Consider the following 19,912-nt stretch of genomic DNA (forward strand, 5'->3'; position numbering starts at 1 on the left):
GTCAGGCCGCTGCCTCCAGCAGCGGGTCATCGGTCAAGGTGGCCAGCACCTCACGTGCGTACCTGTCGAGTCCGTCGTTCTTCGACGTCCGCAGACAGCCCGCCCCCTTCAACGCCTCGAACAACTGGCCGCGCGTCTGCTGGATTGGCGAGGAGGCGATCCCGTCCTTGACCACATGGGCGGCTCCCGGCGAGAACGCTGCGGCACTGCCCTGGGCCGCCGCCTGCGCGGTCAGCGGCATGCCGGCGTCCCGCTCATCGTCGTAGGCGTAGATGGTCTCCATTTCGATGTCGGCCGCGTCCGCCTGCAGCGGGCGGTTGTCATGCCTCGCGGCACACCGCGCTGTGGGCGCCGGTACAGTGATCTCCAGGCCCGTCAGTTGGTGGGGCACCAAGTCCGATGTGGACTTGGGCGCTTCCACCTTCGGGTCTCCCCATTTGGCGAACGGGAGGTTCGCATAGGTTGGTTTGTAGGACCACGCCTCCCAGAACGCGTCCTGGAAGACCGGGTGGCCGGCTGGCAGCGGCTCCCCCTGGCGCGCCAGGTAGCTGAACTGCACGTCGAGCCGTGAGGCGACGTCGGAGCGTTTCATCTCCCGGATATGCACCGCGTCCGTCATCTTGGCCTCGCGCACGGGCTCCCCGGTGGGCGGGCGCACGTACACCTCCTTGGCCGGGGCCTGGATGGTGGCCGAGAACGTGAAACCGTTTTGGGAACCGTTGATGGCCTGTCCGTTCGCCTCCTCTCCCGCGATCGGTGCGGTGTCCTTATCCGGGACAGGCTTGTACGGGCCGGCCGTGCCTTCTTCCGGAATCTCGGTGTTCCTGCGGGGCAGGATTACCGGCTTGGGGACCGTGCGCTTGAACTGGTCCCAGTCGACCGGGAGCTTCTGTTGCAGGTCGCTGCCGAAATCTCCCGAGATGGAGGCGAACCACAGCGAGACGCTCCAGTGGCCACCGAAGTCCGGGCACCACCACAAGGCGAGGTCGACCCCCAGCTCCACCGACGGGCGCACATGCACGGGCCCGATATTGAGGTCCGCCGCGATACCGACCGATGCCCCCAACGACAGATACGCCGTAAACGGGTCCCAGCCGATCCAGCCGTCCACATGCACACTCAGCCACCACCGCAGCCAGCCGAGATTCTGGACCATCGACAGGTTTCCGCCGGCCATCACCGCACGCGGCGTGAACGCGAAATACACCTCGGCGCGCATCGTCACCGGGCCGATGTTGAACGTCACCCCGACGCGCGGCACATTGGGGTAGTGGTCGGGCACTTTGTAGCTCGGCGCATACCCCCCGAGGGTGAACACGAAATCGCCCGCATGAGGGCCCTGCGTCCACACCCGCATCGCGACCCCGCCCGTCAACCGGGCGTCATCGCTGAACAGATACGAGTTGGAACCCAGCACGACCGACGCGGTGAGCACCGTCTCTTCGTCACCGACCGCTACGTCCTTGCCGCCCGCATCCTTCTGCTGCACCTTCACCGAGCGGTGTTCGAGCTGACCCGCAAGCTGGCCCACGAGTTTCGCTGCCGGATCCTTCGAGTCCAGGGGCAACTGGAGCGTGACCAGACCCAAAACGGACACGGACCAGTCGTTGCCGAACTCCACCAGCAGCAAGACCTTGGCCAAGATCTTGAAGGTCTCGAACTCCAGGCCGCCGGCCGCCCAGAAGTTCTGGGCCTTCGGTGTGATCCACGGCGTATCGCCGCTCGTCAGTTTGTCCAGCACCTGCAGCGGGGTCGGGTCCTTGCCCACAGCGGTCTCGTCCGTCAGCCCCGCCACCAGCGGGAACTTCTCCACCTCATCGGGCTTCGGTAGCCGCACCTCACTGTTGTAGCCACCGCCCAGCATCACCCGCCGCACCGTGAAGCACGGCGGCCCGAACCCGCCCCCCACCATCTGACTGAAGTCCAGTTCACCGAACAAGAACACGGAGGGGTCGTCCTGCCCCTTCATCTGCCGGTAGGACCCCGCCACGGTCGCCGCGATGGCGGGCAGGTACACCATCACCGCACCGTCCAGCTGCACCAGATGGTCGTCGGCCCACGCCAGCGGATTGAGTACCAGCCCGCCGGCGACCCGGATCCCCAGCTCCGCCGTCCCCCACAAGAAACTGACGCCGACTCCGCTGAGGGTCGCCGAGGGCTTGAAGGTATCCACGGGGCAGACCACCCCGGCACCCTTGAATTCCAGCGTCAACGGCCCCAGCTCGCCCGCCGCGTCCAAGCTCACGACGATCCGCCCCGGCCGAGCCGGCGTGCTGCCCTTGGCTGTCGGCACAGCCGGCACATAGGCGAAATTGATACGCCGCACCCCTTTGGCGACCTTGCTCAGGCTTCCCCACGACGAGCCGCCCGCTGCCGCCCCGCCCCCCGAGCCGACCACCAGGTCCCGCTGTTCGCCTCCCTTCGGCAGATCCACGCTCAAGGCCGGCTGCTCTGCCGTCCCGATCCCGTAGGTCACCAGCAGGTGCGCACCGACGGCGATATCGTCGTCAAATTGGGTGAACTTCGGCACAGGCAAGGCGAACTTGGTCACGCCGGCTTTCTTGAGGAGCTCGTTGAGCTTCTTGGATGACTGCTCCGTGAGGATCACTCGGTTGCACAGCAGATTGACATGCTTGATGGTCACCTGCTTCAAAACCTGGCCCACGACCGGAACTTCTTTGAGGCTGAAGTTCACATCGACATCCACCACGACCACATGGCGCCAGACGTCCTTTTCTCCCTCCTTCATCGGCACACCGATGATGTACATCTGCGACAGACGCGCCGCTTGAGCATCTGACCGCTTGAGGGCTGCTGTTCCCACCCACCCCCCTTTGTCCTCAGAGCCCGAGCCGTCGATCGTCTTGACGAAGACGTCCTGTAGATGAAAATCCCAGTCGCTCGGCAAGAACAGCCCGTCCACCTGCTTGGCGAGGTCGGACAGTGACTTGCCCTCCCCTTTTTGCATTGCGCCTTGTACGCCATCTGCAGACATCGGGCACCAATCTGTCCATGCCGAGACCGGCCTCGGGGGGGGGAACGAGGAAAGGAAAGCTGAGGGCAGAGGAAGGGATCGTCATGCCGAGGGGCTCCCCCTGGAGTCACTTATTGCAGATTAGTGACCAAATTCAAGGGAGCGCGACGGCAGAACCCCTGTTGGTGAATATTTCGAGGCACACGGGTGACGGGCCCAGGCGTGTCGGAGTACGGCATGTAGAGAAACTGGCAGGAGAAAATGCCTACCGGCCGCTGCCTGCTCCGGCCCCGTCGATCCGTCTGGACGCTGACGAGGCGCCACTTGGCCCGTGGCCGGCCACCCGCTTGATCCGCACCTCAACGGTGCGGGCTTGTCCCACATCAACGCCTTCCGTCGTCTGGCAGCGGCCGGGGAGATGGATGCCGCCAGTCCGTGGGTGGGCAGGCGAGGTTTGATACTGGTGGGATCTCGTCATCAACTGTCGCCGGTTCCCCGAGGAGCCCAGCCCGCTGGTGACCTTCCGCAAGCCCCTGGGCCGTATCGGCTCCATGTGCCGCCGGTCTCGTTGCGGAGCCGGGTGGTGGTCTTGTGGTGGTAGCCGAGAGCGTCCGCGACCACGGGGGCGGGCATGTCAAGGAGCTGCTGGCGGATGGCGGCGCCGCGGGCAGCTGCGGCCGGGACTCCGATCTCGTTCAGCAGCGCGGACAGGTGATCGGGGCGGGCGGGCTGACCGGCCCCGCGGCCGGGGAAGAGCCAGCGGGACGCCGGGTTGGCCGCAGTGTTCATGTTGTCGCGGTGTGCGATGTGTTTCAGCAGCAGGTCAGCGACCGGCGTGGGGATCAGTGAGGGTGACTCCCCGAGCCGTAGCAGCACGGTGTCGCCGTCGCGGATGACGTCGTCGAGGGTGGACGATGCGGCTCACGGGCTGCGTGTAGAGGAGCACGATGATTCCGGCGATTCGGAGCCGCGTCGGTGTGACCGTGTCGGTCAGCAGTCGGCCGAGGGCGTCGAGGCGCTCGTCGTCGCTTAGTGCGGCCCACCGGGAGACCTTCATGGCCGGGATGGAGAGGAAGCTTGGGCAGTGGCGGGTCTGCATGGCCCAGTTGAGGAAGGCTCGCAAGCAGGTGCGGGCATGTTCGGTGTTCTCGGCCCACCACGCGTCGATGTCGAGCTGGCCGCAGGTTGCGAGGTTGATGTTCCGCTTGCCGAGCCGGTGCAGGAAGGCGGTTGCGCACTTGATCTGTCGGCAACCATGGGGCAGGGGCCGGTCGAGGACTCGGGCCAGTTCCTCGGCCGTCAGCTCGATACGCCCTCCGCCTGCCGCACGAGCCCGCCCCACGGAGCCCGCCTCGGCATCATCGATGCTCTCCTCGAACCGGTAACCGCTCCTCCGCGTCCACACGCCTTCCCTCCCTCTTCGTCATCGGTCGCCCCGCAAGCAGCCCGCGGGGCGACCGATTCGTTCCCCCACGAGAAGTTGACCCCGCTCCCCCCGGGCCGAGTTCGCCTCCGGCAGACACCAACCCGGCCCACGGACTGGAATGACGCTCCCATTCCAAGTCAACGTACGGACGGCTCGAAAACCCGCAGGTCAACGAAGGGGTTCCTCGTGACGTCCAACACTCTTACACCAGCTCGCCCCGACTCCACCAACCGCGAGTGGCTGCTCGAATGCCACTGCGCGGAGCCCGTCTGCGGCTGCTGGACAACTGCGGCTGGACCACGGTCGACGACCCCAAGGCCAACGTCTACTGCGCCAGCCCGGACCGCCGTGTCTTCGTCGGGTTCCTGCCCGAAAGCTCCGAGGCCGCCTTCGGCGAGCTGTGGCACATCAGCGTCCACGGACCCGACGGCCGCCGCGCCTGGAGCACCTCCTTCGACCACGACATCCCCGCCCACGCCGTCGCCGGATTCCTCGCCGCGCTCATCGCCTACCCCGGCCGGTACTGCGACTGCATCTGACACCCACGGCACGGCCAGCCCGCTGTTACAACCCGCACCACGGAGGTCTCATGTCCCGCACGCTCACGGTCGGACAACTGATCCACCAGTTGCACACCCTCGACCACGACCAACCGGTCTTCCTCGCCATCAACCCCGACTGGCCCTTCGCCCACCGCATCGACCAGGTCCTCACCGTGACCGACGGGCCCGCCACCGTCGTCTACATCGCCGAGAACGGCCAAGAGGGCTACCTCCCGCCCGCTGTACGCACCGAACTGTCCTGGTCCTAAGACCGCCCTCAGCCCGCGACACGGCCTGCCATGCCGTGTAGCGGGCCGTGTTCCTCCACTCCCCAACCCGCCAACCGACGGAGGCACCTCGTGAGCGACATGGACGGCAAGACCGTTCCCGGACACGCCCAACCATCTATACGAGCAAACCGGAGCTGCACCTGCTACTTCTTCCCGGACGAATACGGCACGCGCTCCCGCGCCCTGGCGAAGAAGCGCGGGCGCCGTATCGCCCGCCGCCGCGAACAACGCTCCTGGCAATCCGACTTCAACGCCCAGGGGCACCCGTGATCCGACCCACCGAGCCCCGGCGAGAGCAGAGACCAGCCCTGGATACCGCGGGCTGGTTTTCCCTGACCGACCGCGCACAGGCCCCCATGCCCGCATGGTCTCGTGGCGCGATCGTTCAGAGAGCCCCCTGCTGCCCGGATACTCCGATCTCGGCGGCCTGGCTCGGCAATGAAGTCGACCGCATTCCCGACGGCGCATACTCCTCGCCTGGGGCCTGCGCCCAGACCTCGACGGCGGGATGGATGGGGTCGCCCACCTCGGGCCGGCCGGCACAGAGGTCGTCCTCGCTGGCCGGCCAGGTCTTCGAGGGGACTGGACCGCTATCGTCCGCCCCACGCTCCACGAGGTCCTCGGATTGCATGGCGCCTTGTCACTGGCCGTAAACGCGCTACGCCTGGCGAATCGACTCCTCGGATAAAGCACCCTGCTCCAGGGCCGCCCCTGCGGGTGCGCCCGCCGGCCACATCCGCCCCCACACCTCAGCGCCCTCCGCCTCGTCGTGAGGCGGAGGGCACCGGTGGGCTGGGCTCGTGCTTGATCTAACCGGTGGTCAGCCTGCCCCGAGGGCGGTTCCGATGGCGTCGGCGGCGTCCCCGAGGGCGTCGCCCGTGTCCGTGGTGTCGGGGGTCGTCCGGGAGTCGCCGCTTCCCGGGGCCGGAGGAGCGTCGCCGCTGCGGGGGGTCGTCGGGCCGTCGCCGCCGTCCCCGGGGGGCGCCGGCATGCCGCGCTCGCCCACGCCCGCACGCTGGAGCGTGTCCACCTCCTTCGGTAGCCAGTAGTAGGGCTTGGCGTTCACGACGAGGTCGTCGCCGCGGGCGCCGCCCGGCTGGAGTTCCGCGCCGAGGTTCGGGGAATGGATCCGGTCGCCGGTCAGCTCCCAGTGCTGGCTCTCCTTGGACGGGTCACACCCCGCGGCTGACGTGTGGTAGTTGTCGCTGTCGCGATCGATGCACCACGTGTATCCGGTTTTCCCGAACGACAACAAGTACCTGCCGGGCACATCGCTGTAGCGCACGTTCACCCGGTAGTCCGTGCCGTCCTCCTTGTCCTTCTTCTCGTCGAACTCGTACAGGGACGGCCAGCCGAGAGTGATGAGCTTGTCCTGCTCATGCGCCGAGAAGTAGTGGTAGCTGCGGCCCGGTAGCGGGACGGCATCGCAGTCAGCGCCGTCTCTGCGGCAGTTCTGCTGCGCGATCGTGAGCAGGAAGTGGTCGGAGCTGATGCCCCGGCGCTCGACACTGAGGGTCCCGTTGGTCCGCTGCCCCGACATGAAGAAGTCCAGCTCGCCCCCGCCCTCCTGAGTGGGCTCGTCGGCGGCGATGACGCGGTCCTGGAGGGGCTGCGGGAGGCTGGCGGGCCCGTTGTTGAAGTCGGCGAGCATCAGCCAGTCCTGGCCCGGGTGCTGGCGCTCCATGAACTCTTCGGCCGCCTGGTACATGAGCGCGTTGTCGTTCGCCCGGCCTCCGTGGGACCTGGCGTGGCCGGTGAAGTACCAGTCATTGCCGATCTGCACGCCCATGATGGGCCGGGAGTCGTCGTTGTCGTTGTCGGAGTGGACGGGAAGGACCACGGCGTCTACCGCCGTCTCCCGGGTGACGATGGCGAGGCCGTTGCGCTGCTGACCGGTGCTGCCCCAGTAGATGTTCACTACATCCGGTCGCGTCTCGGTGCCCATCTGCCAGACGTGCTCGGCGACGCCCGGCTGCGGGAAGACCCGGTCGGTCCACCGTCCGGGCGGCTCGTTGCCCGCTTCCTGAAGAGCCACGACCTCGACGCCGTCATTGAGCCGGGGCTGGACGCTGGTATGCCAGCGCGATTCCGGCCGGCCATCGCCGCCCTGGAACTGGCCTTCCATGTTCCAGGAGCCGACCGTACGGTCCGTCGCGGCGGCATGAGCCGGCGTCGAAGCGCCGGGGAGGTCCACCACGGTCAGCGACACGGCCAGCAGGACACCGACAGGCAACAACCGGGCCAGTCTCGTCAGTGCGGCACGTGGCTGAAGTCTGGGTAATCGCATAGGTTTCGGCACACTCCTCTCCTACTGCGGCTGACTCCATGGCGGGGGCAGCCAGTTGCCGGACAACACTAGTGAGCCGACGGAGAGGTTGTTAGCACTAGGTTTCCCTCACAGTATTAACTTCTTCGGCCGGTACGCCCCTTCTTGAGGGAGTCATTTCGCGGTGAGTCCGTGGCCGCTGCCACCGAACCCGTCCGTGGAAATCCTTGTCATCGAATCCAGCCGCCGCATCTGAGGACGACGCTCATGCGCTCGGCCCCACGGGCCGCGCTGTCAACACGTCAGCCCCGCATTCCTGCATCCCAGTCGTCCGGGAGGTAGGTGCCCGCCAGCGTGCCGTCGTAGCCCGTGTCCCGGATGACTGCGTCGAGGCTTGGGTACTTCTGGCCGCCTTCGCCTGCCATGGCCTCGAAGTCGACCCGGGTCAGCTCGGGCTCGTGCCACTCATGGGTACAGCGGCAGCGCAGGAAGATCTGGTTGCGGCGGTCGCAGATGACCAGCCAGTCGCGGCGGGCGCCGCACTTCGCGCACATGACGGTGATGCCGGTGATGGTGATCGGGCCCGGGTGGGTGGTGGTGTATGTCCCGATGGAGTCGTCCGGTTCGTTCGCTTCTTGCAGTCGCAGCAGCGGGTCGTCGCCGGGCGTCGTCTCCGGGAGGGTGGTTCTGGAGTGGTGGAGTTCTTCGGTGGTCATGCGCATCGGCTCCTTGTGTTCCTCTGACCAGCCCTAACAGGCGGGATCGGACTCGTCCAGCCCTTTGTGCCGCGCCTTCAGCGCCTTCGTCGGTGCTCGGGTGCGGCGGGGTTCTGTGTCGTCGGGGTGGCGGTGTGGGTTCGTGCTGGCTGGGGCTGTTGTTCCGTGGTGCGGGTGTCGGCGCGGGGCTGTGACGGGTCCGCGGGGAGCCGCCCGATGCGCCGCAGGCGCCAGACCAGGACGTCGGTGACGCTGTCTGCGGTGTTCAGCTCGCGCCATGCGACGGCCTGCTGGAGCAGGGCTTCGGGGTTGTGCCCGGCATTCTCGGCCTGGTCGAGGGTGGCGACCAGCGCGTCCCAGCCGTCCTCGCGGCGAAGGCTGCCGGTGCGGCCGGGAAGAGCGGCTTCGACCGTGCCGGTATGACGGGTCCGTACGCGCTCGGGCAAGCGGCGCCCCTGCGCACGCATCGCGCGCAGGGGCGAGGTCGCGGCCGTGCGGTAGGCGGCGCGGAGCTGGTCGGCGGCCTGCCGGGCTGCGGCTGCTTGCTGGTGGTGCCGGCGGGCGGTGTGCCAGCGGGCGGCGGCGATGGTGGCAAGGACCAGGGTGGACAAGAGCATGGCGGTCGCGCCGCCGTCCTCGCCTCGCCCCAGGGCGTTGCCGGCCTGGATGATGCCGCGCGCGGCGAAGCGAACGGCTCGGTCGTCAGCGCGTTCGGCGCGAGTGTGGAAGCGGGTGGCGCGTTCGAAGGCACGGGCTGCTGCGGTCACCTGCTGCCGGGTGGAGGCCGGAGAGGTCTGGGCTACGGCGTCGAGGACTTCGCCGAGGCCGGAGAGCTGCGCGGCAGCCTCGGCTTCGTCGCCGTCGTCGGCGTAAGCCGTGGTGGTGCGCTCCACGATGCCGGTGACGTCGCGGCGGGCTCGCGCAGGTCCCTCACACTGGCGGGGGCGGTCGTCGGCGGGCGGGACGTCAGCGTCTTCCGGGCTGCCGAGGCGCCTTCGGATCTTGGGGAGGGAAAGGTCGTGGCCAAGGCGGGAGCCGGGGAACCAGACCGGCTGGCCCGCGCGGTTGCGGTCGCCGGGAAGGGCGACCCTGTACCCGAGGACGTCGCCGGAGGGTGCGAGCCGTCGGTCGAGGCGTACTCCCGCCTCGGTCAGCCGGTCGAAGAACTCGGCTTCGTCAGCAGCGCCTGCCATGGCCTGGCGGACATGGTCACGCAGGAGTTCGCGGGCGGTGACGGTACGGCCCGCGCGTTCGGCCTTGGCACGCTCGGCGCTGGTGGGCCGCTTCGCGGCAGTGCGGTCACCGGGGTTGAGCCGGCGCAGGCCGAAGTCCTTCTCGATCTGGCGGCATTCGGCCTGAGCGCGGTTGTAGTCGTCGTGCCGACGCGGGGAACGTCCGTCCGCGCGCTTGAGGGTGGCAACGATGTGGATGTGATCCTCGGCGTGGCGTACGGCGATCCAGCGGCACGCTCGTTCGTCACCCTCTTCGGCGATGCCGGTGGCGGCCACGACTCGGCGGGCGACCTCGGCCCACTCGGCATCCGACAGGTGCCGGTCGCCGGGATCGGTACGGACCGGGCAGTGCCACACGTGCTGTTTCGGTCGGCGGTGTTCCGGCACGGCCTCCACTGGTAGGTCGAGGCGCTCCTGCAACTGCTTGAGCGTCGCGGCCGGATCGCGGCCCGGATCGGGGGCCAGCTCCGGTTGCCAGGAGGCGACCAGGTGCGGGTCGAGGTGTTCGTCGCGGCGGCCGGGCCCGTAGAGGTAGGCGAGCAGGCCGTAGGTCCGGCCGCCGAGGGAGATGTCGGGCACCACGGCGGTCAGCGCTTCGCGATCTCGGCGGCGGCGGCCTCGACGCGGGCGGCTGCCTGCCGTACGCGGGCGAGGGCGTCTTCGGCGTACGGGGCCGCGCCACCGCTGTTGAGCGCGCGGGCGACTTGGTTGAGGTTGTTGCCGACGCGGGCGAGCTGGGCGGAAGCGCGCATCAGCTCCTCGACGAGAGTGCGCTGGTCCATCAGCCATGTGTGCGGACCGTCCTGGGCGCGAGCCACGGCGACCGCGGCGTCGGCGAGAAACCCGGCGACCCGCAAGCCCATCGCTTCGGCGGCGCGCTGGACGTCGATGAGTTCATCGGCGGTCAGGCGGACGCTGCGCACGCGGTCGCGCTGCAGGGACTGGCGAAGACGCGGGCGCATACGCGTCTCGACGGCGTCACTCGGCGACATCTCCCCCGTCGGCTGCGATCCGCCCCCGGTCGCAGCCTGGTCCGGCGCCCCCTGGTGCCGGACCTCCTCCGCCCCTCCGGGGGCGGAGGCATGCCCTTGCGAAACTCCCTCGACGGCGGCGCCGTCGAGGGAGTTTCGCAAGGTATAGCTTGCTCGGCCTCGTGCCGGCTTGCCGTACGCGCTCCCCTCGGACGAGGTGGCCGAGGTGTCCGGGTGCCTCATCGGGCAACGTCTCCGGCTTCGACGCGGACGTCGCGCAGGACGTCGGCGATGTAGTCGAGGGCAAGGACGGGATGGTGCAGCGTGTGCGGGGTGCTGGCGGGTGTCCGCCGCACGGTCCAGGTCCCCTCGGAGCCGGGTTCGGCGTGGTGCAGGTGGCCGTGGACGCGCAGCACTGCGAGCCACACGTCGATCTCCTCGGTGGTCGGCGGAGTGGTACGCACTGGGATCTCCCGGGTGAAGGCGGTTGGGATGGAGGGGTCGTGGGGTGACCGGGTGGGGGGGCCACCCCGCTGTCGGTGTCCGGAGTGACCGGGATGACCGGGCGGGGTGTCCGCCGGGTGGGTTCGTGGCGGTCAGCCGGTGGAGCGGAGGGTTCGGTCGCCCGCTTCGGTACGGAGCTGCTGCATCAGCTCGGTCAGCCGGTCGTTGGACAGCGGGAGGCCCTGTCCCCGGATGGCGTCGGCGACCACCTGGCGGGTCAGCTTCCCGCCCTCGGACACCGCGCGGCGGGCGATCGGCAGCAGGTCCTCGACCTCATCGGGAGCGGACGGGGAGCCCGTCTCCGCATCGCCGTTGCCCGCCGACAGGTCCGGAGTGGGCGTCCCGTGCGGGGAGGGGTGACCGGATCTGGTGTCCGGCTCTCCGTCGAGATCAGCGTCGCGCCCATGATGCTCCGGTGCGTCTTCGGAGCCGGTGACCGGCTGCCCGCTCCGGCCCTCCGGGCGGGTGTCCGCCGGACGGCCGGAGGCCCCAGCGGACAGTGCGGAGGGCTGCTGACCGGTGACCGGCCGGACAGTGTCCGGGCTCTCCGTCGCGCCCCGGCCGGACCCGCTGTCCGTAAGGGCAGCGGTGACCCGCTCGGTGCGCACGGCCGAGGTGTCCGCACCGGCCGCGTCCGAGTGTCCGGGCTGGGCGGCTCGGCGGGCGATGAGGATGTACAGGTGGACGGCTCCGGCCAGGGCCAGCGGGGCGAGCGTGGACAGCACGCCGACCGCGACGTCCCCGAGCTGGAGACCGCCGCCGCTCGGGGCCCGATCGTTGAGGCGGACAGCGTGCAGGGCGTTGGCCCAGATACTCGCGGCAGTCGCGATACCGAACAGGGCCCACACATATACGCGGGCGCCGAGAGAGGCGCTGCGCATCACCAGCACCGCACGCACCCCGTAGCCGATGAACCCGTCGATGACGAAGGGAAAGAGGTAAGTAAGCAGTCCCCGGATGTGGATGGCCACGGCCATCTGCTGCAGCGCGTCGTAGGACAGGGCGCACCCGGCGGCGCCGAGGGTGACGATGGCGGCGCGGTCCCAGCCGGTGATGCGCACCGGTATCGCGTCGGTGTGGGTCACGCGGCCGTCCCGAGGTTGTCGCGGGCGGCCTGAGCAGTGGGCGGGGCCTGGTCGCTGCTGGGGCCGTTGACCGCGCGGTTGCGGACCTCACGGCGCAACTCCCGGTAGCGCTTCTTCGCGTGCTCCTCGGTGATCTTCAGCAGTCGGGCGAGGCGAACAGCAGGGACGCCTGCCTGGTAGGCAGAGCGGCCGACTTCCCGGCGCTCGGCGTAGGTCAGGTGTATGTCGTGCCCTGCCAGGGTGGCGTTGACGCGGGCGTAGTCGAGGCGCAGGGGGAGCTTGCTGTGCAGCGGCTCGCGTTCCTCCTCGGTCATCCCGCCCCGGATGCCCTCGCGATCCCCCGCCTCCAAGGCGGCGTCCAGGCAGGTGCGGCGGACCGGGCACTGCGCGCACAGCGCCTTGGCTGCGTGGATACGGTCCATCTCCTCCGGCTCCGGGAAGAAGATCTCCGGGTCGACCGGGTTGGTGGTGGTGGGCAGGCAGGCGGCCTGGTTGTGCCAGGTGTGGTCGCCGAGGGTGCGCGGCTCGGTGTGGGTGTGGTGCATGGGGGTGTCTCCGATCGGCCCCCGGGGCGCGTTCGGGCAGGCGCGGCCCGAGGGTTGGTGCGTGAAGGGAGGCGGACCGTTGGTCGCGCGGAGAGGGTCAGACGGCGGTGAGGCGGCGGCGCTCGGCGGCCAGGGCCCTTCTGCGGTCCGGGCCGTCGAGGATGACCTTGTCGGTCATCTCGGTCAGCCGGGAGGCGACGCGATCCCCGATGTGCGCGCGCAGGTCGCTCATGCCGAGGTTGGTGGTCACCAGGGTCGGGAGCATCTGCGTGTAGCGGCGGTCGATCAGCCGCATCGTGATCTCCTCGGTCCACTCGCTGGCCTTCGCGGCACCGAGGTCGTCGATGATCAGCAGCGGGCAGCGGGCCAGATCCTGAAGCTCCCGCTCGCCGTCGCAGCCCTGCCGGGGCCGCAGTTCGGCGTACAAGTCGGCGGCGGTGATCGCCTTCCACCGCAGCCGCACCCCGGCGGACAACAGGCTGCGCACCGCACCGTACGCCTGATGGGTCTTGCCCGTGCCGGTGGTGCCGACGATCAGCAGCGAGCGGCCCTGGGCGATCCCCGGGGAACCGTCCGGGCCCCGGCGCCCGGCGGCGGCGACCTCGCTCACCCAGGCGTCGACGGCGGGGTGGTCGGCGACCGCGTCCTGGTAGCGGGCCGGGATACGGGCCTGGGCCGCCTCCAGCGCCGGGCTGGGCTCGGCATCGTCGGCAACCGGGGCGTCGGGGTCGATGCCCCGGGACTTCAGGATGCCGGTCAGGCGGCGGGCGATGCCGCCGACGGGCTGGGCGTCAACGTCGCGCATCACAGCTCCTCGGCGTAGGCGGCGGCAGGGTCGGCCGGGTTGGCCCAGGCCCGGTGCCCGCGCACGGTATTCGCGGATTCCGGCCGCACCAAGCCACCCGTCGAGCCGGTGGCATTCATCGCCTCGTTCACCAAGCTCGGAAGCGTGCTCGGATGCAGCGCCTTCGCCCTGTGGCGAGCCAGCCCGGCACGGATGTGCTCCGGGTCGATGCCCTCCTTCAGCAGCTTGGCGACCTCGCGCCCGAGGTGCCCGAGCACCCCGTTCGGCGGCCGGTGGGCGCAGGAAGCGGCGTACTCGCCGATGAGCTGCTGGGTGGAGACGGACTCCGGTGCGGGCGCGGCAGCGCCCCCCGAAGGGGAAGATCCTAGATCCACGTTCCTAGGTCCTAGATCCGGACCATGAGGACTCACTGAAGGCTCACCGCCCCCTCCGTGAGGACTCACTGAGCCCTCACCGAATGCGAGTTGACCTGCGGTTTCGCCGTTCAGTGAGCCCTCACGCACTGCTCCGTGAGGGCTCACTGAGCCCTCCGTGAGTCCTCCGTGAGCCTTCGATGAGGGCTCAGCGAGGGCTCCCGGAGTCTGCGCCGCATCGTCGGTGGAAGGCCGCTCGGCGTCGTGGACCGGGCAGTCCGGGTGGCGGATGCCGCTGGGCCGGTTGATCCTCTGATGCCGCTGGAAGGTGACGATGTGCAGGTACCTCTTGCCGTCGACCTCGTAGCGGCAGATCAACCCGGCCCCCGCGAGCTGGGTCAGGTCGTCCTCGACACCGACCGGTCCATGCTCCGGGCGCAGGGACCACAGCAGCCCCGAGAGAACAGCGGGCTGGTCACGGAATCGGCCGTGGTCGTCGGCCTGGGTGAGCAGCCCGAAGAACGTGCGCTCGGCGGCGAGGGACACCTCGGCGAGCGACTCGGAGGCGAACGCTTCCGGCTTGATGGTGCGAATGCGGGCCATGGTCAGCAGCCTCCGTTCGCGACGGCGTGCCCCTCAGCGGCGGGCAGCAGGGCGCCAGAGACGAGGTCGAAGTCGTGCGGCTCGGCCCAGTCCAGCTCCGGGCTGGCACGCATCACCCACCGGGCGACGGTCAGGCGCTGCGCCCGGTTGAGTCCGAGCGGGCGGCCCCGCTCGTCGAAGGCGCGGGCGTGAGGGCTCGGCCAGCTCCGGTCCGGCCCGAGCTGCGAGACGCGGATGGTGCGGGCGCCGGGCACCATGTCGGCGAGCAACTCGGCGAGCCGTTGCTGGCGATCCCCAGCGTGAACTTGGGTGTTCTCGGTGGTCACGGCGACGGCCGTGCTTCCCGAGGTGTGGTCGGGCATGCGACAATTCCTCGCTTGTAGGCGGGGAGGTCGGCCGCTCTCGTCGAAAAGGTCAGCCGTCCGCCCCGGTTATGAATCCGTGCCCCTTCGGGGGTGGCGGTCCCGGCGCTCGGAAGCTGCTACTTCCGGGCGCCGGTCGCGTATCCCCGCGGTGCACTCGGTCTCCCCGTCCCCTCCTCCCGGGTGTTTTCCCTGGCGGCTCTCGCCGAGGGACCAGCAACATATGCGCAGGTCGGCCAACGATCCAGCGGGTAGAGGGCGTTGGCGCTGACCGACACCAACCCGACATCACCTTCGGGACGCGGGCGGTTTGAGCACACAGGCGGCTGCCGCCGTGATGACGGACGCATGCACCGCGTTTTGCTAGGCTGAAAGTATTCCGACCACGGAACAAAGTCAACGAGTCGACAATCTTTCAGTTTGGTGTAGAAGGGGACGGAGTCCGATGCCAGCCCGGCACTTCGACAGAGCCCTCGTGCGCGCGGTACGCAGATCCGCGGAGCGGTCCCAGGGCGACGTCGCGGCCACCGTAGGTGTGGGCACGTCCTCGGTCGCGGGCTGGGAAGCCGACAGTCCGACCGAACCGGAGCCCGAGAAGCTCCCCGCGCTGGCGCGCGCCCTGGATCGGGGGCTGGACGACCTCTTCCCCCGCGCTGGACTACCGGACCTCGCCGACCTCCGCTGCGACGCGGGTTTGTACCAGTACGAGACGAGCGAGATCATCGGGACCAAGAGCGCGGGACCGGTCCGCGGAGCGGAACGCGGCGTGCGGCGCCTCAAAGACCGGTATGTCCCGTTGCTGGCCGAGGCGTACGGCGTCACCGTGGACGCCCTTCTGGCCGCGCAGGAACGCAGCTTCGGCAACGCCGTGCCGGACGCCGATGGCACCACCGCGATCCCCGTCTCGATCGGGGAGAAGATCAACTACCTCCTCCAGCACTCCTTCCCGGTCGGGCAGGCGCCCGGCGATGAGGAGATCGCCACCGGCGTCAATACGACCGAGGGAAGCGAGGTCACCGACGCCGAGGAGATCGCGGCGCTGCGCGCTGGTCAAGCGACCAGCGCCAGTCCTGTGGTCATCGAGGGACTGGCGGACTTCTTCGGAGTCAGCAAACTGTTCTTCGCCTCCAACGAGGACGTGGTCCGGCAAGTCGTGGAGGGGCTCCAGGCTCTGAGCGCGCTGCAACACGGCTCGCTCGGCGCGCTCGCCGCGCGCGGCCTCGGCGACGAAGGGCTCCCTCCGGCCCTGATCGCCCAGATCAACCGGATCGCCCAGGAGTTCTCGGCCGTCGCCCCGGGAAACGCCCAGCCCCGGCACTCCGGGACCGAGCCGGAAACCGGGGAGTCCGCCGGAGAGTGAGCGCTCAGTCGCGCCGCACCGGAACGCATGACCCCGGTGCTGGTTGAGGCTGGTCCTGACGCGGGCTCCGGCTCCGCAAAGCGTCCGACAGCTCCAGGAGTTGCCGAAGATCGCCCTCCCGGCCCTGTCCGCCCCATGCGGCGAAATTCAGCGGAGGGCAATCCGTAGTGCCTCTCACAGGAGGTGAGGCGCACGCGGTGCGCAGGCGTTCGGCCAGGATGTCCGGAGGCAGATCGAGCAGCACCGAGGAGGACGGCGCCAGCCCCAGGTGAGGGCTGACGCGGACGAGTCCGTCACGGCACTCGATCATCCGGCGATGAAGACGGCGATGGACACTGCCCCTGCTGCGGACGCGCGGTTGCGGAGCGAAGACGAGATCCGGATAGGTGCTGGTCAGCAGGAGCCACAGCGGCTCCAGCCGCCGGTAGGTACGCACACGGCGAAACCACAGCGACAGTCCGGCCGCGCGCAGGCGTACGGCCGGGTAGCTGAACCCGGCGACGAAGGTGACGACCGCGGCGACGAGGAGGAGTTGGGCGCACGGCACCCAGAACACCGTCGTGCCTCCCAGCGCGTGCGCCACCATGGCCGCCACGTGTGCGGCGCACGCCACGGCGCTCGCCCCCAGGCCCCAGGCCGCTACCCACATGCCGGCGGCGTGCGGCTGCCTCGATATGCCCGCGTGCCTGGTGGTCCACCAGCACGTGGCCCCCATGAGGTAGCCGAGGTACACGGCGGTCACGCCATAGAAGCCGAGCACCGGGGGGATGCCCATGTCCGTGTCGCTGTAGCCGTGGGTGAGTGAACCGCTCGGCGCCCACGCCGCGAACCCCGCGAGCGCGGCCACGACCAAGCACAGCGCCAACCCCTCCCGGACGGCTCTGCGACGGGCCCGGGAGGTGGGAGCGGCGTAGAGGTAGAAGCACAGAAGGGCATAGCCGCAGGTCGCCACCAGAACGTGCTGCACGACCTTGGCCACCCGGTGGTCGGGGGCGGAATCCCCGGCCAGCGCCGCGAGCGTCCCCGCGTCCCCGGGCACGGCGGTGGCGTAGATGCCCCAGATGCACACCATGCACACCGCGACCGCGCGCAGCGGCACATCCCGTGGATGACGCGCCGCCTGGACCACACGCCAGCCGGCGGCAAGACTCAAGACGAGAGTGAAGGCGAGTCTCACTGCCAGCCCCTGTGGTCTCCTAGAATGCCCCGCACCCGCGCTCCGGCCCGGTCGCCGCAGCGGCCGGGCGGGACGATCTCGTCGAGCACGGAGGCCCACTCCCCGATGATCGTGGCGATCATCTCCGCCTCGCGCTCTTCGGCCCCGGAGTAGGAGTGCCGCTGCAGCACCCGCCGGATCGCCGCGTCGCTCAACGCGGGGAACGCGCGCCTGAGCCCTTCCACCCCGGCGCATCCCCGGTGCCCGGCGACGATATGGCTCAGCTCGTGGAGGACGATGTGGTCCTGGTGCACCCGGCTGGTGCGCTCCTGGAAGACGATGACGTCCGCGGCGGGGAGATCGAGCCAGAGACCCTGGGGCCCGCAGGCCGGTACCGCCAGCGGGCGCAGCTCGATCTCGCGGCCCCGCTCCTGCGCGACCGCCTCGCACAGGTCCGGCACGCTCAGCGGAGGCTGCACCTCCAACCTCCGGAAACGGAGCCGGATGCGCCTGCGCAGCTCGCGCTCGCCAGGTTCCACGGTCCGTGGACGCCGGAGAAGATCGGGGAAGGGCCACATGTTCTCGTCCTCGTGTTCACGCCGCAAAGCCTTCACCACAGCGTCCGGACGGACGCTTCGTGCTCCGCCCATCCTGCACAACCTCAAGCGCCACTCTCCGTGGCACCAACCCCTCCGTCGGCCCCTCGGAGCGCCGTCACCCAAACGGAATGCATAACTCCGCTCAATATCCCCGGCCAGGAATAATGCGGATAATGATCTCCAGCGACGAAGGGCCAAAAGCGGCATAAAGGATCACCAAGGGCGTCTGTGAATCCCTCGGAGGGGGCCGTATGTGTGAGCAAGACCATCAAGCACGAGCGCTCCGGAACGAACTGGGCACCTTGCTGCGCGCGTGGCGAAAGCGCGCCACTCGGCCTCAAGCGGCCCCGGCCGCTCTTCTCCGCCGACGCGGGCCGGGCCTCACCCAGCGGGACGTCGCACGTCTGACCCGGGTCAGCGTGACGTGGTACCGCGAACTGGAACGGGGCGCCCCTCGCGATTTCGGCATGGACCTCCTCCAGGACCTGGCCGCCGTGCTGGACTTGAGCGACACCGAACGCACCGTCCTCTTCCAGCTCGCGCTGGGTCACCCCCCGCCGCTCGCCACCCCGGTCGGCGACGAACCGGTTTCCCCCCTCGTCCAGCCGGTCCTGGAGGCCCTCCCCTACCCCGCCTATATCTCGAACCTGTGGTGGGACATCGTCGCCGCCAACTCCTCACACGCCCACTGGTTCCCGAGCCTCGGCGGCAACCCGATGCGCTGGCTCTTCCTCACCGCAGAGGCCCGCCAACAGCTCATCGACTGGCCCACCGACTGGGCACTCCCCGCCCTCGCCGAGATCCGCTACGCGCTCGCGCTGCACCCCGACTGCGCGGAACTCCAACGGCTCCGAGACGACATCCTCCGGAGCAGCCCTGAAGCCAGCCGTCTGTGGGCGAACAACGCAGCGCAAGCTCGTCCCGACCAACGCGTTCGACGCCTACGACTGCCCGTCCGGGAGGGGACCACCGCAGTGCAGGCTTTGGCGTTCGCACCACTGGATGCACCTTCCTCCCGCCTGATCATTCTCCAGGAGCAGACACAGCCCGAGGGCAAGCGACGAGAGCAGAAGTATTGATGCGGTCGGATTTGCTTACCGCGCCGCCAGTTCCCTCGCCGCCGCTGCGGCGCTGATCTCCACCGCCTTGAGGAGGATCTCCTCCAGGTGGGGCGGGACACTGTCCTGGTCGAGCCCGGCCGAAGCAACCGCTTCGACCAGGCGGCGTCGTTGTTGCCGGGTCATCTCCGCTGAGCAAGCTGCGCTCGCGAGGATGTCCCGGGCTACGTATCCGTCCAGGGAGAGCATCGCGTCATGCACCAGTCGGCGGGCGACCTCGGCACCCCCGGTGGACGAGAGACCGAGCACGGTCAAGCCGAGGCGAGTCCGGAATACGGCGAGTTCAGGTGCGCCTTCGAGTCCTAGGTAATCTGCCGTGACCTTCACGGTGGCCTGCTGAACTGGCTCGCCCCCGGCGGTGCGGCACAACAAGTCCAGACACGAAGCGACGGGGCTCTCCCAGACTTCGGAGAGTGTGCTTTCCGCCAATACGTGCCGTGCCGTCGCGGCGCCTCCGTGGAGACACTGGCTCACGATTTCTACCTGGCGTCCGTCGAGCAGGCGACGGCCGACGCCTCTGTGCTGGGCGACGTGCGCCCTCGCACGGTCCCACTGCTGGGCCGCGACCAGCGCGCGGGTCCCTTCGCCGAGGAGCACGCTCCACAGCCATTGGCACACAGTTCGACGATCGTCAGGTGTGGAGGTCAGGCGCGCCAACGAGAGCGAGCGGCCATCGATGTCCGTCTCAGCCTGGGCTCTGACGCCTTCGTACAGGGAGGCGAGTACCTGGTAAGCCCCCTCACCGTCGCCATCTCGAATGCGGAGGCGGGCGAGATTGACGAGCGGTTCGAGAGCCAAGCGTGCCTGTTGTCCGCTGAAGGGCTGGGCAGACGGGTACGTGTCCGCGTGGCGCCAGCACAGTTCGCGCGCCAGGTCGGGCAGCCCGCAGTCGCTCGCGATGAGGGCTGCCCGGTTCAGGGCCGTGGCTGCGGAGCTGAGGCCGCCGTCGTGATCGGCGGCCTCAGCCAGCATGCTGACTTCCCGGACCCGCTCCGCGAGCGACGG

Annotated in this window: 21 protein-coding genes; 5 read left to right on the forward strand and 16 right to left on the reverse strand. The window is 69.3% G+C overall.

Annotation, left to right across the window (positions count from 1 at the left end):
- Window position 1: 1 nt before the first annotated feature.
- The 3 genes from NMN56_RS30775 to NMN56_RS30785 all read right to left on the reverse strand — a co-directional run bounded on the left by NMN56_RS30775 (window position 2) and on the right by NMN56_RS30785 (window position 4,379).
- Window positions 2-2,995: a DUF6603 domain-containing protein gene (locus NMN56_RS30775; protein WP_274046983.1), complete on the reverse strand. Its 2,994-nt coding sequence runs from the start codon at window positions 2,993-2,995 to the stop codon at window positions 2-4.
- Window positions 2,996-3,451: 456 nt separating this feature from the next.
- Window positions 3,452-3,763: a hypothetical protein gene (locus NMN56_RS30780; protein ID WP_274046985.1), complete on the reverse strand. Its 312-nt coding sequence runs from the start codon at window positions 3,761-3,763 to the stop codon at window positions 3,452-3,454.
- Window positions 3,764-3,797: 34 nt separating this feature from the next.
- Window positions 3,798-4,379 carry a hypothetical protein gene (locus NMN56_RS30785; protein WP_274046986.1) on the reverse strand — a complete coding sequence of 194 codons (582 nt, stop codon included), beginning with the start codon at window positions 4,377-4,379 and terminating at the stop codon, window positions 3,798-3,800.
- A 257-nt stretch (window positions 4,380-4,636) separates the two neighbouring features.
- Here NMN56_RS30785 and NMN56_RS30790 point away from each other — a divergent pair, with 257 nt between their 5' ends.
- The 3 genes from NMN56_RS30790 to NMN56_RS30800 all read left to right on the forward strand — a co-directional run bounded on the left by NMN56_RS30790 (window position 4,637) and on the right by NMN56_RS30800 (window position 5,502).
- Entirely contained in the window at window positions 4,637-4,939 is a 303-nt protein-coding gene (locus NMN56_RS30790; protein ID WP_274046987.1) for an SPDY domain-containing protein, read from the forward strand.
- A 50-nt stretch (window positions 4,940-4,989) separates the two neighbouring features.
- Window positions 4,990-5,211: a hypothetical protein gene (locus NMN56_RS30795; RefSeq protein ID WP_274046988.1), complete on the forward strand. Its 222-nt coding sequence runs from the start codon at window positions 4,990-4,992 to the stop codon at window positions 5,209-5,211.
- A gap of 90 nt (window positions 5,212-5,301) precedes the next feature.
- Window positions 5,302-5,502: a hypothetical protein gene (locus NMN56_RS30800; protein ID WP_274046989.1), complete on the forward strand. Its 201-nt coding sequence runs from the start codon at window positions 5,302-5,304 to the stop codon at window positions 5,500-5,502.
- 550 nt (window positions 5,503-6,052) lie between these two features.
- Here the strand turns inward: NMN56_RS30800 and NMN56_RS30805 are convergent.
- The 10 genes from NMN56_RS30805 to NMN56_RS30850 form a co-directional block, all read right to left on the reverse strand.
- Entirely contained in the window at window positions 6,053-7,519 is a 1,467-nt protein-coding gene (locus NMN56_RS30805; protein ID WP_274046990.1) for an endonuclease/exonuclease/phosphatase family protein, read from the reverse strand.
- Window positions 7,520-7,800: 281 nt separating this feature from the next.
- Window positions 7,801-8,214, reverse strand: a complete 414-nt coding sequence (locus NMN56_RS30810) for a hypothetical protein (RefSeq protein WP_274046991.1) — start codon at window positions 8,212-8,214, stop codon at window positions 7,801-7,803.
- A 77-nt stretch (window positions 8,215-8,291) separates the two neighbouring features.
- The gene (locus NMN56_RS30815; RefSeq protein ID WP_274046992.1) at window positions 8,292-10,028 is read right to left on the reverse strand and encodes a relaxase/mobilization nuclease domain-containing protein; all 1,737 of its coding nucleotides are present in this window, start codon (window positions 10,026-10,028) and stop codon (window positions 8,292-8,294) included.
- A 5-nt stretch (window positions 10,029-10,033) separates the two neighbouring features.
- Window positions 10,034-10,438, reverse strand: coding sequence for a plasmid mobilization protein (locus NMN56_RS30820; RefSeq protein ID WP_280842923.1), 405 nt, complete (start codon window positions 10,436-10,438; stop codon window positions 10,034-10,036).
- A gap of 218 nt (window positions 10,439-10,656) precedes the next feature.
- Entirely contained in the window at window positions 10,657-10,881 is a 225-nt protein-coding gene (locus tag NMN56_RS30825; protein ID WP_274046994.1) for a hypothetical protein, read from the reverse strand.
- Between the two features lie 132 nt (window positions 10,882-11,013).
- Entirely contained in the window at window positions 11,014-12,006 is a 993-nt protein-coding gene (locus NMN56_RS30830; protein WP_274046995.1) for a DUF2637 domain-containing protein, read from the reverse strand.
- The gene (locus NMN56_RS30835; RefSeq protein WP_274046996.1) at window positions 12,003-12,551 is read right to left on the reverse strand and encodes a WhiB family transcriptional regulator; all 549 of its coding nucleotides are present in this window, start codon (window positions 12,549-12,551) and stop codon (window positions 12,003-12,005) included. Before NMN56_RS30835 ends, NMN56_RS30830 begins: the two co-directional genes overlap by 4 nt.
- Window positions 12,552-12,648: 97 nt before the next feature.
- Entirely contained in the window at window positions 12,649-13,356 is a 708-nt protein-coding gene (locus tag NMN56_RS30840; RefSeq protein WP_274046997.1) for an ATP-binding protein, read from the reverse strand.
- Window positions 13,356-14,312 carry a hypothetical protein gene (locus NMN56_RS30845; RefSeq protein ID WP_274046998.1) on the reverse strand — a complete coding sequence of 319 codons (957 nt, stop codon included), beginning with the start codon at window positions 14,310-14,312 and terminating at the stop codon, window positions 13,356-13,358. Before NMN56_RS30845 ends, NMN56_RS30840 begins: the two co-directional genes overlap by 1 nt.
- Before the next feature lie 2 nt (window positions 14,313-14,314).
- Complete coding sequence (locus NMN56_RS30850) at window positions 14,315-14,674, reverse strand: hypothetical protein (protein WP_274046999.1); 360 nt, start codon at window positions 14,672-14,674, stop codon at window positions 14,315-14,317.
- A 445-nt stretch (window positions 14,675-15,119) separates the two neighbouring features.
- Here NMN56_RS30850 and NMN56_RS30855 point away from each other — a divergent pair, with 445 nt between their 5' ends.
- Complete coding sequence (locus NMN56_RS30855) at window positions 15,120-16,034, forward strand: helix-turn-helix domain-containing protein (protein WP_274047000.1); 915 nt, start codon at window positions 15,120-15,122, stop codon at window positions 16,032-16,034.
- A gap of 4 nt (window positions 16,035-16,038) precedes the next feature.
- Here the strand turns inward: NMN56_RS30855 and NMN56_RS30860 are convergent, their stop codons facing one another.
- On the reverse strand, window positions 16,039-17,187 hold the full coding sequence (locus NMN56_RS30860) for an MAB_1171c family putative transporter (RefSeq protein ID WP_274047001.1): 1,149 nt from the start codon (window positions 17,185-17,187) through the stop codon (window positions 16,039-16,041).
- A 20-nt stretch (window positions 17,188-17,207) separates the two neighbouring features.
- The gene (locus NMN56_RS30865; RefSeq protein WP_274047002.1) at window positions 17,208-17,795 is read right to left on the reverse strand and encodes a hypothetical protein; all 588 of its coding nucleotides are present in this window, start codon (window positions 17,793-17,795) and stop codon (window positions 17,208-17,210) included.
- Window positions 17,796-18,040: 245 nt separating this feature from the next.
- On the opposite strand from NMN56_RS30865, the gene NMN56_RS30870 reads away from it, so the two are divergent.
- The gene (locus NMN56_RS30870; RefSeq protein WP_274047004.1) at window positions 18,041-18,868 is read left to right on the forward strand and encodes a helix-turn-helix domain-containing protein; all 828 of its coding nucleotides are present in this window, start codon (window positions 18,041-18,043) and stop codon (window positions 18,866-18,868) included.
- Window positions 18,869-18,883: 15 nt separating this feature from the next.
- Here the strand turns inward: NMN56_RS30870 and NMN56_RS30875 are convergent, their stop codons facing one another.
- Window positions 18,884-19,879 carry a hypothetical protein gene (locus NMN56_RS30875; RefSeq protein WP_274047006.1) on the reverse strand — a complete coding sequence of 332 codons (996 nt, stop codon included), beginning with the start codon at window positions 19,877-19,879 and terminating at the stop codon, window positions 18,884-18,886.
- Window positions 19,880-19,912 lie beyond the last annotated feature (33 nt).

The organism is Streptomyces iconiensis, assembly GCF_028657195.3.
In the GTDB taxonomy this organism is placed as follows: domain Bacteria; phylum Actinomycetota; class Actinomycetes; order Streptomycetales; family Streptomycetaceae; genus Streptomyces; species Streptomyces iconiensis.

Coding starts and splice junctions, on each gene's coding strand:
- NMN56_RS30775 (WP_274046983.1), bottom strand. CDS start 2,995: ATGTCTGCAGATGGCGTACAAGGCGCAATGCAAAAAGGGGAGGGCAAG.
- NMN56_RS30780 (WP_274046985.1), bottom strand. CDS start 3,763: ATGAACACTGCGGCCAACCCGGCGTCCCGCTGGCTCTTCCCCGGCCGC.
- NMN56_RS30795 (WP_274046988.1), top strand. CDS start 4,990: ATGTCCCGCACGCTCACGGTCGGACAACTGATCCACCAGTTGCACACC.
- NMN56_RS30805 (WP_274046990.1), bottom strand. CDS start 7,519: ATGCGATTACCCAGACTTCAGCCACGTGCCGCACTGACGAGACTGGCC.
- NMN56_RS30810 (WP_274046991.1), bottom strand. CDS start 8,214: ATGACCACCGAAGAACTCCACCACTCCAGAACCACCCTCCCGGAGACG.
- NMN56_RS30820 (WP_280842923.1), bottom strand. CDS start 10,438: ATGTCGCCGAGTGACGCCGTCGAGACGCGTATGCGCCCGCGTCTTCGC.
- NMN56_RS30835 (WP_274046996.1), bottom strand. CDS start 12,551: ATGCACCACACCCACACCGAGCCGCGCACCCTCGGCGACCACACCTGG.
- NMN56_RS30840 (WP_274046997.1), bottom strand. CDS start 13,356: ATGCGCGACGTTGACGCCCAGCCCGTCGGCGGCATCGCCCGCCGCCTG.
- NMN56_RS30845 (WP_274046998.1), bottom strand. CDS start 14,312: ATGGCCCGCATTCGCACCATCAAGCCGGAAGCGTTCGCCTCCGAGTCG.
- NMN56_RS30850 (WP_274046999.1), bottom strand. CDS start 14,674: ATGCCCGACCACACCTCGGGAAGCACGGCCGTCGCCGTGACCACCGAG.
- NMN56_RS30855 (WP_274047000.1), top strand. CDS start 15,120: ATGCCAGCCCGGCACTTCGACAGAGCCCTCGTGCGCGCGGTACGCAGA.
- NMN56_RS30870 (WP_274047004.1), top strand. CDS start 18,041: ATGTGTGAGCAAGACCATCAAGCACGAGCGCTCCGGAACGAACTGGGC.
- NMN56_RS30875 (WP_274047006.1), bottom strand. CDS start 19,879: ATGCTGGCTGAGGCCGCCGATCACGACGGCGGCCTCAGCTCCGCAGCC.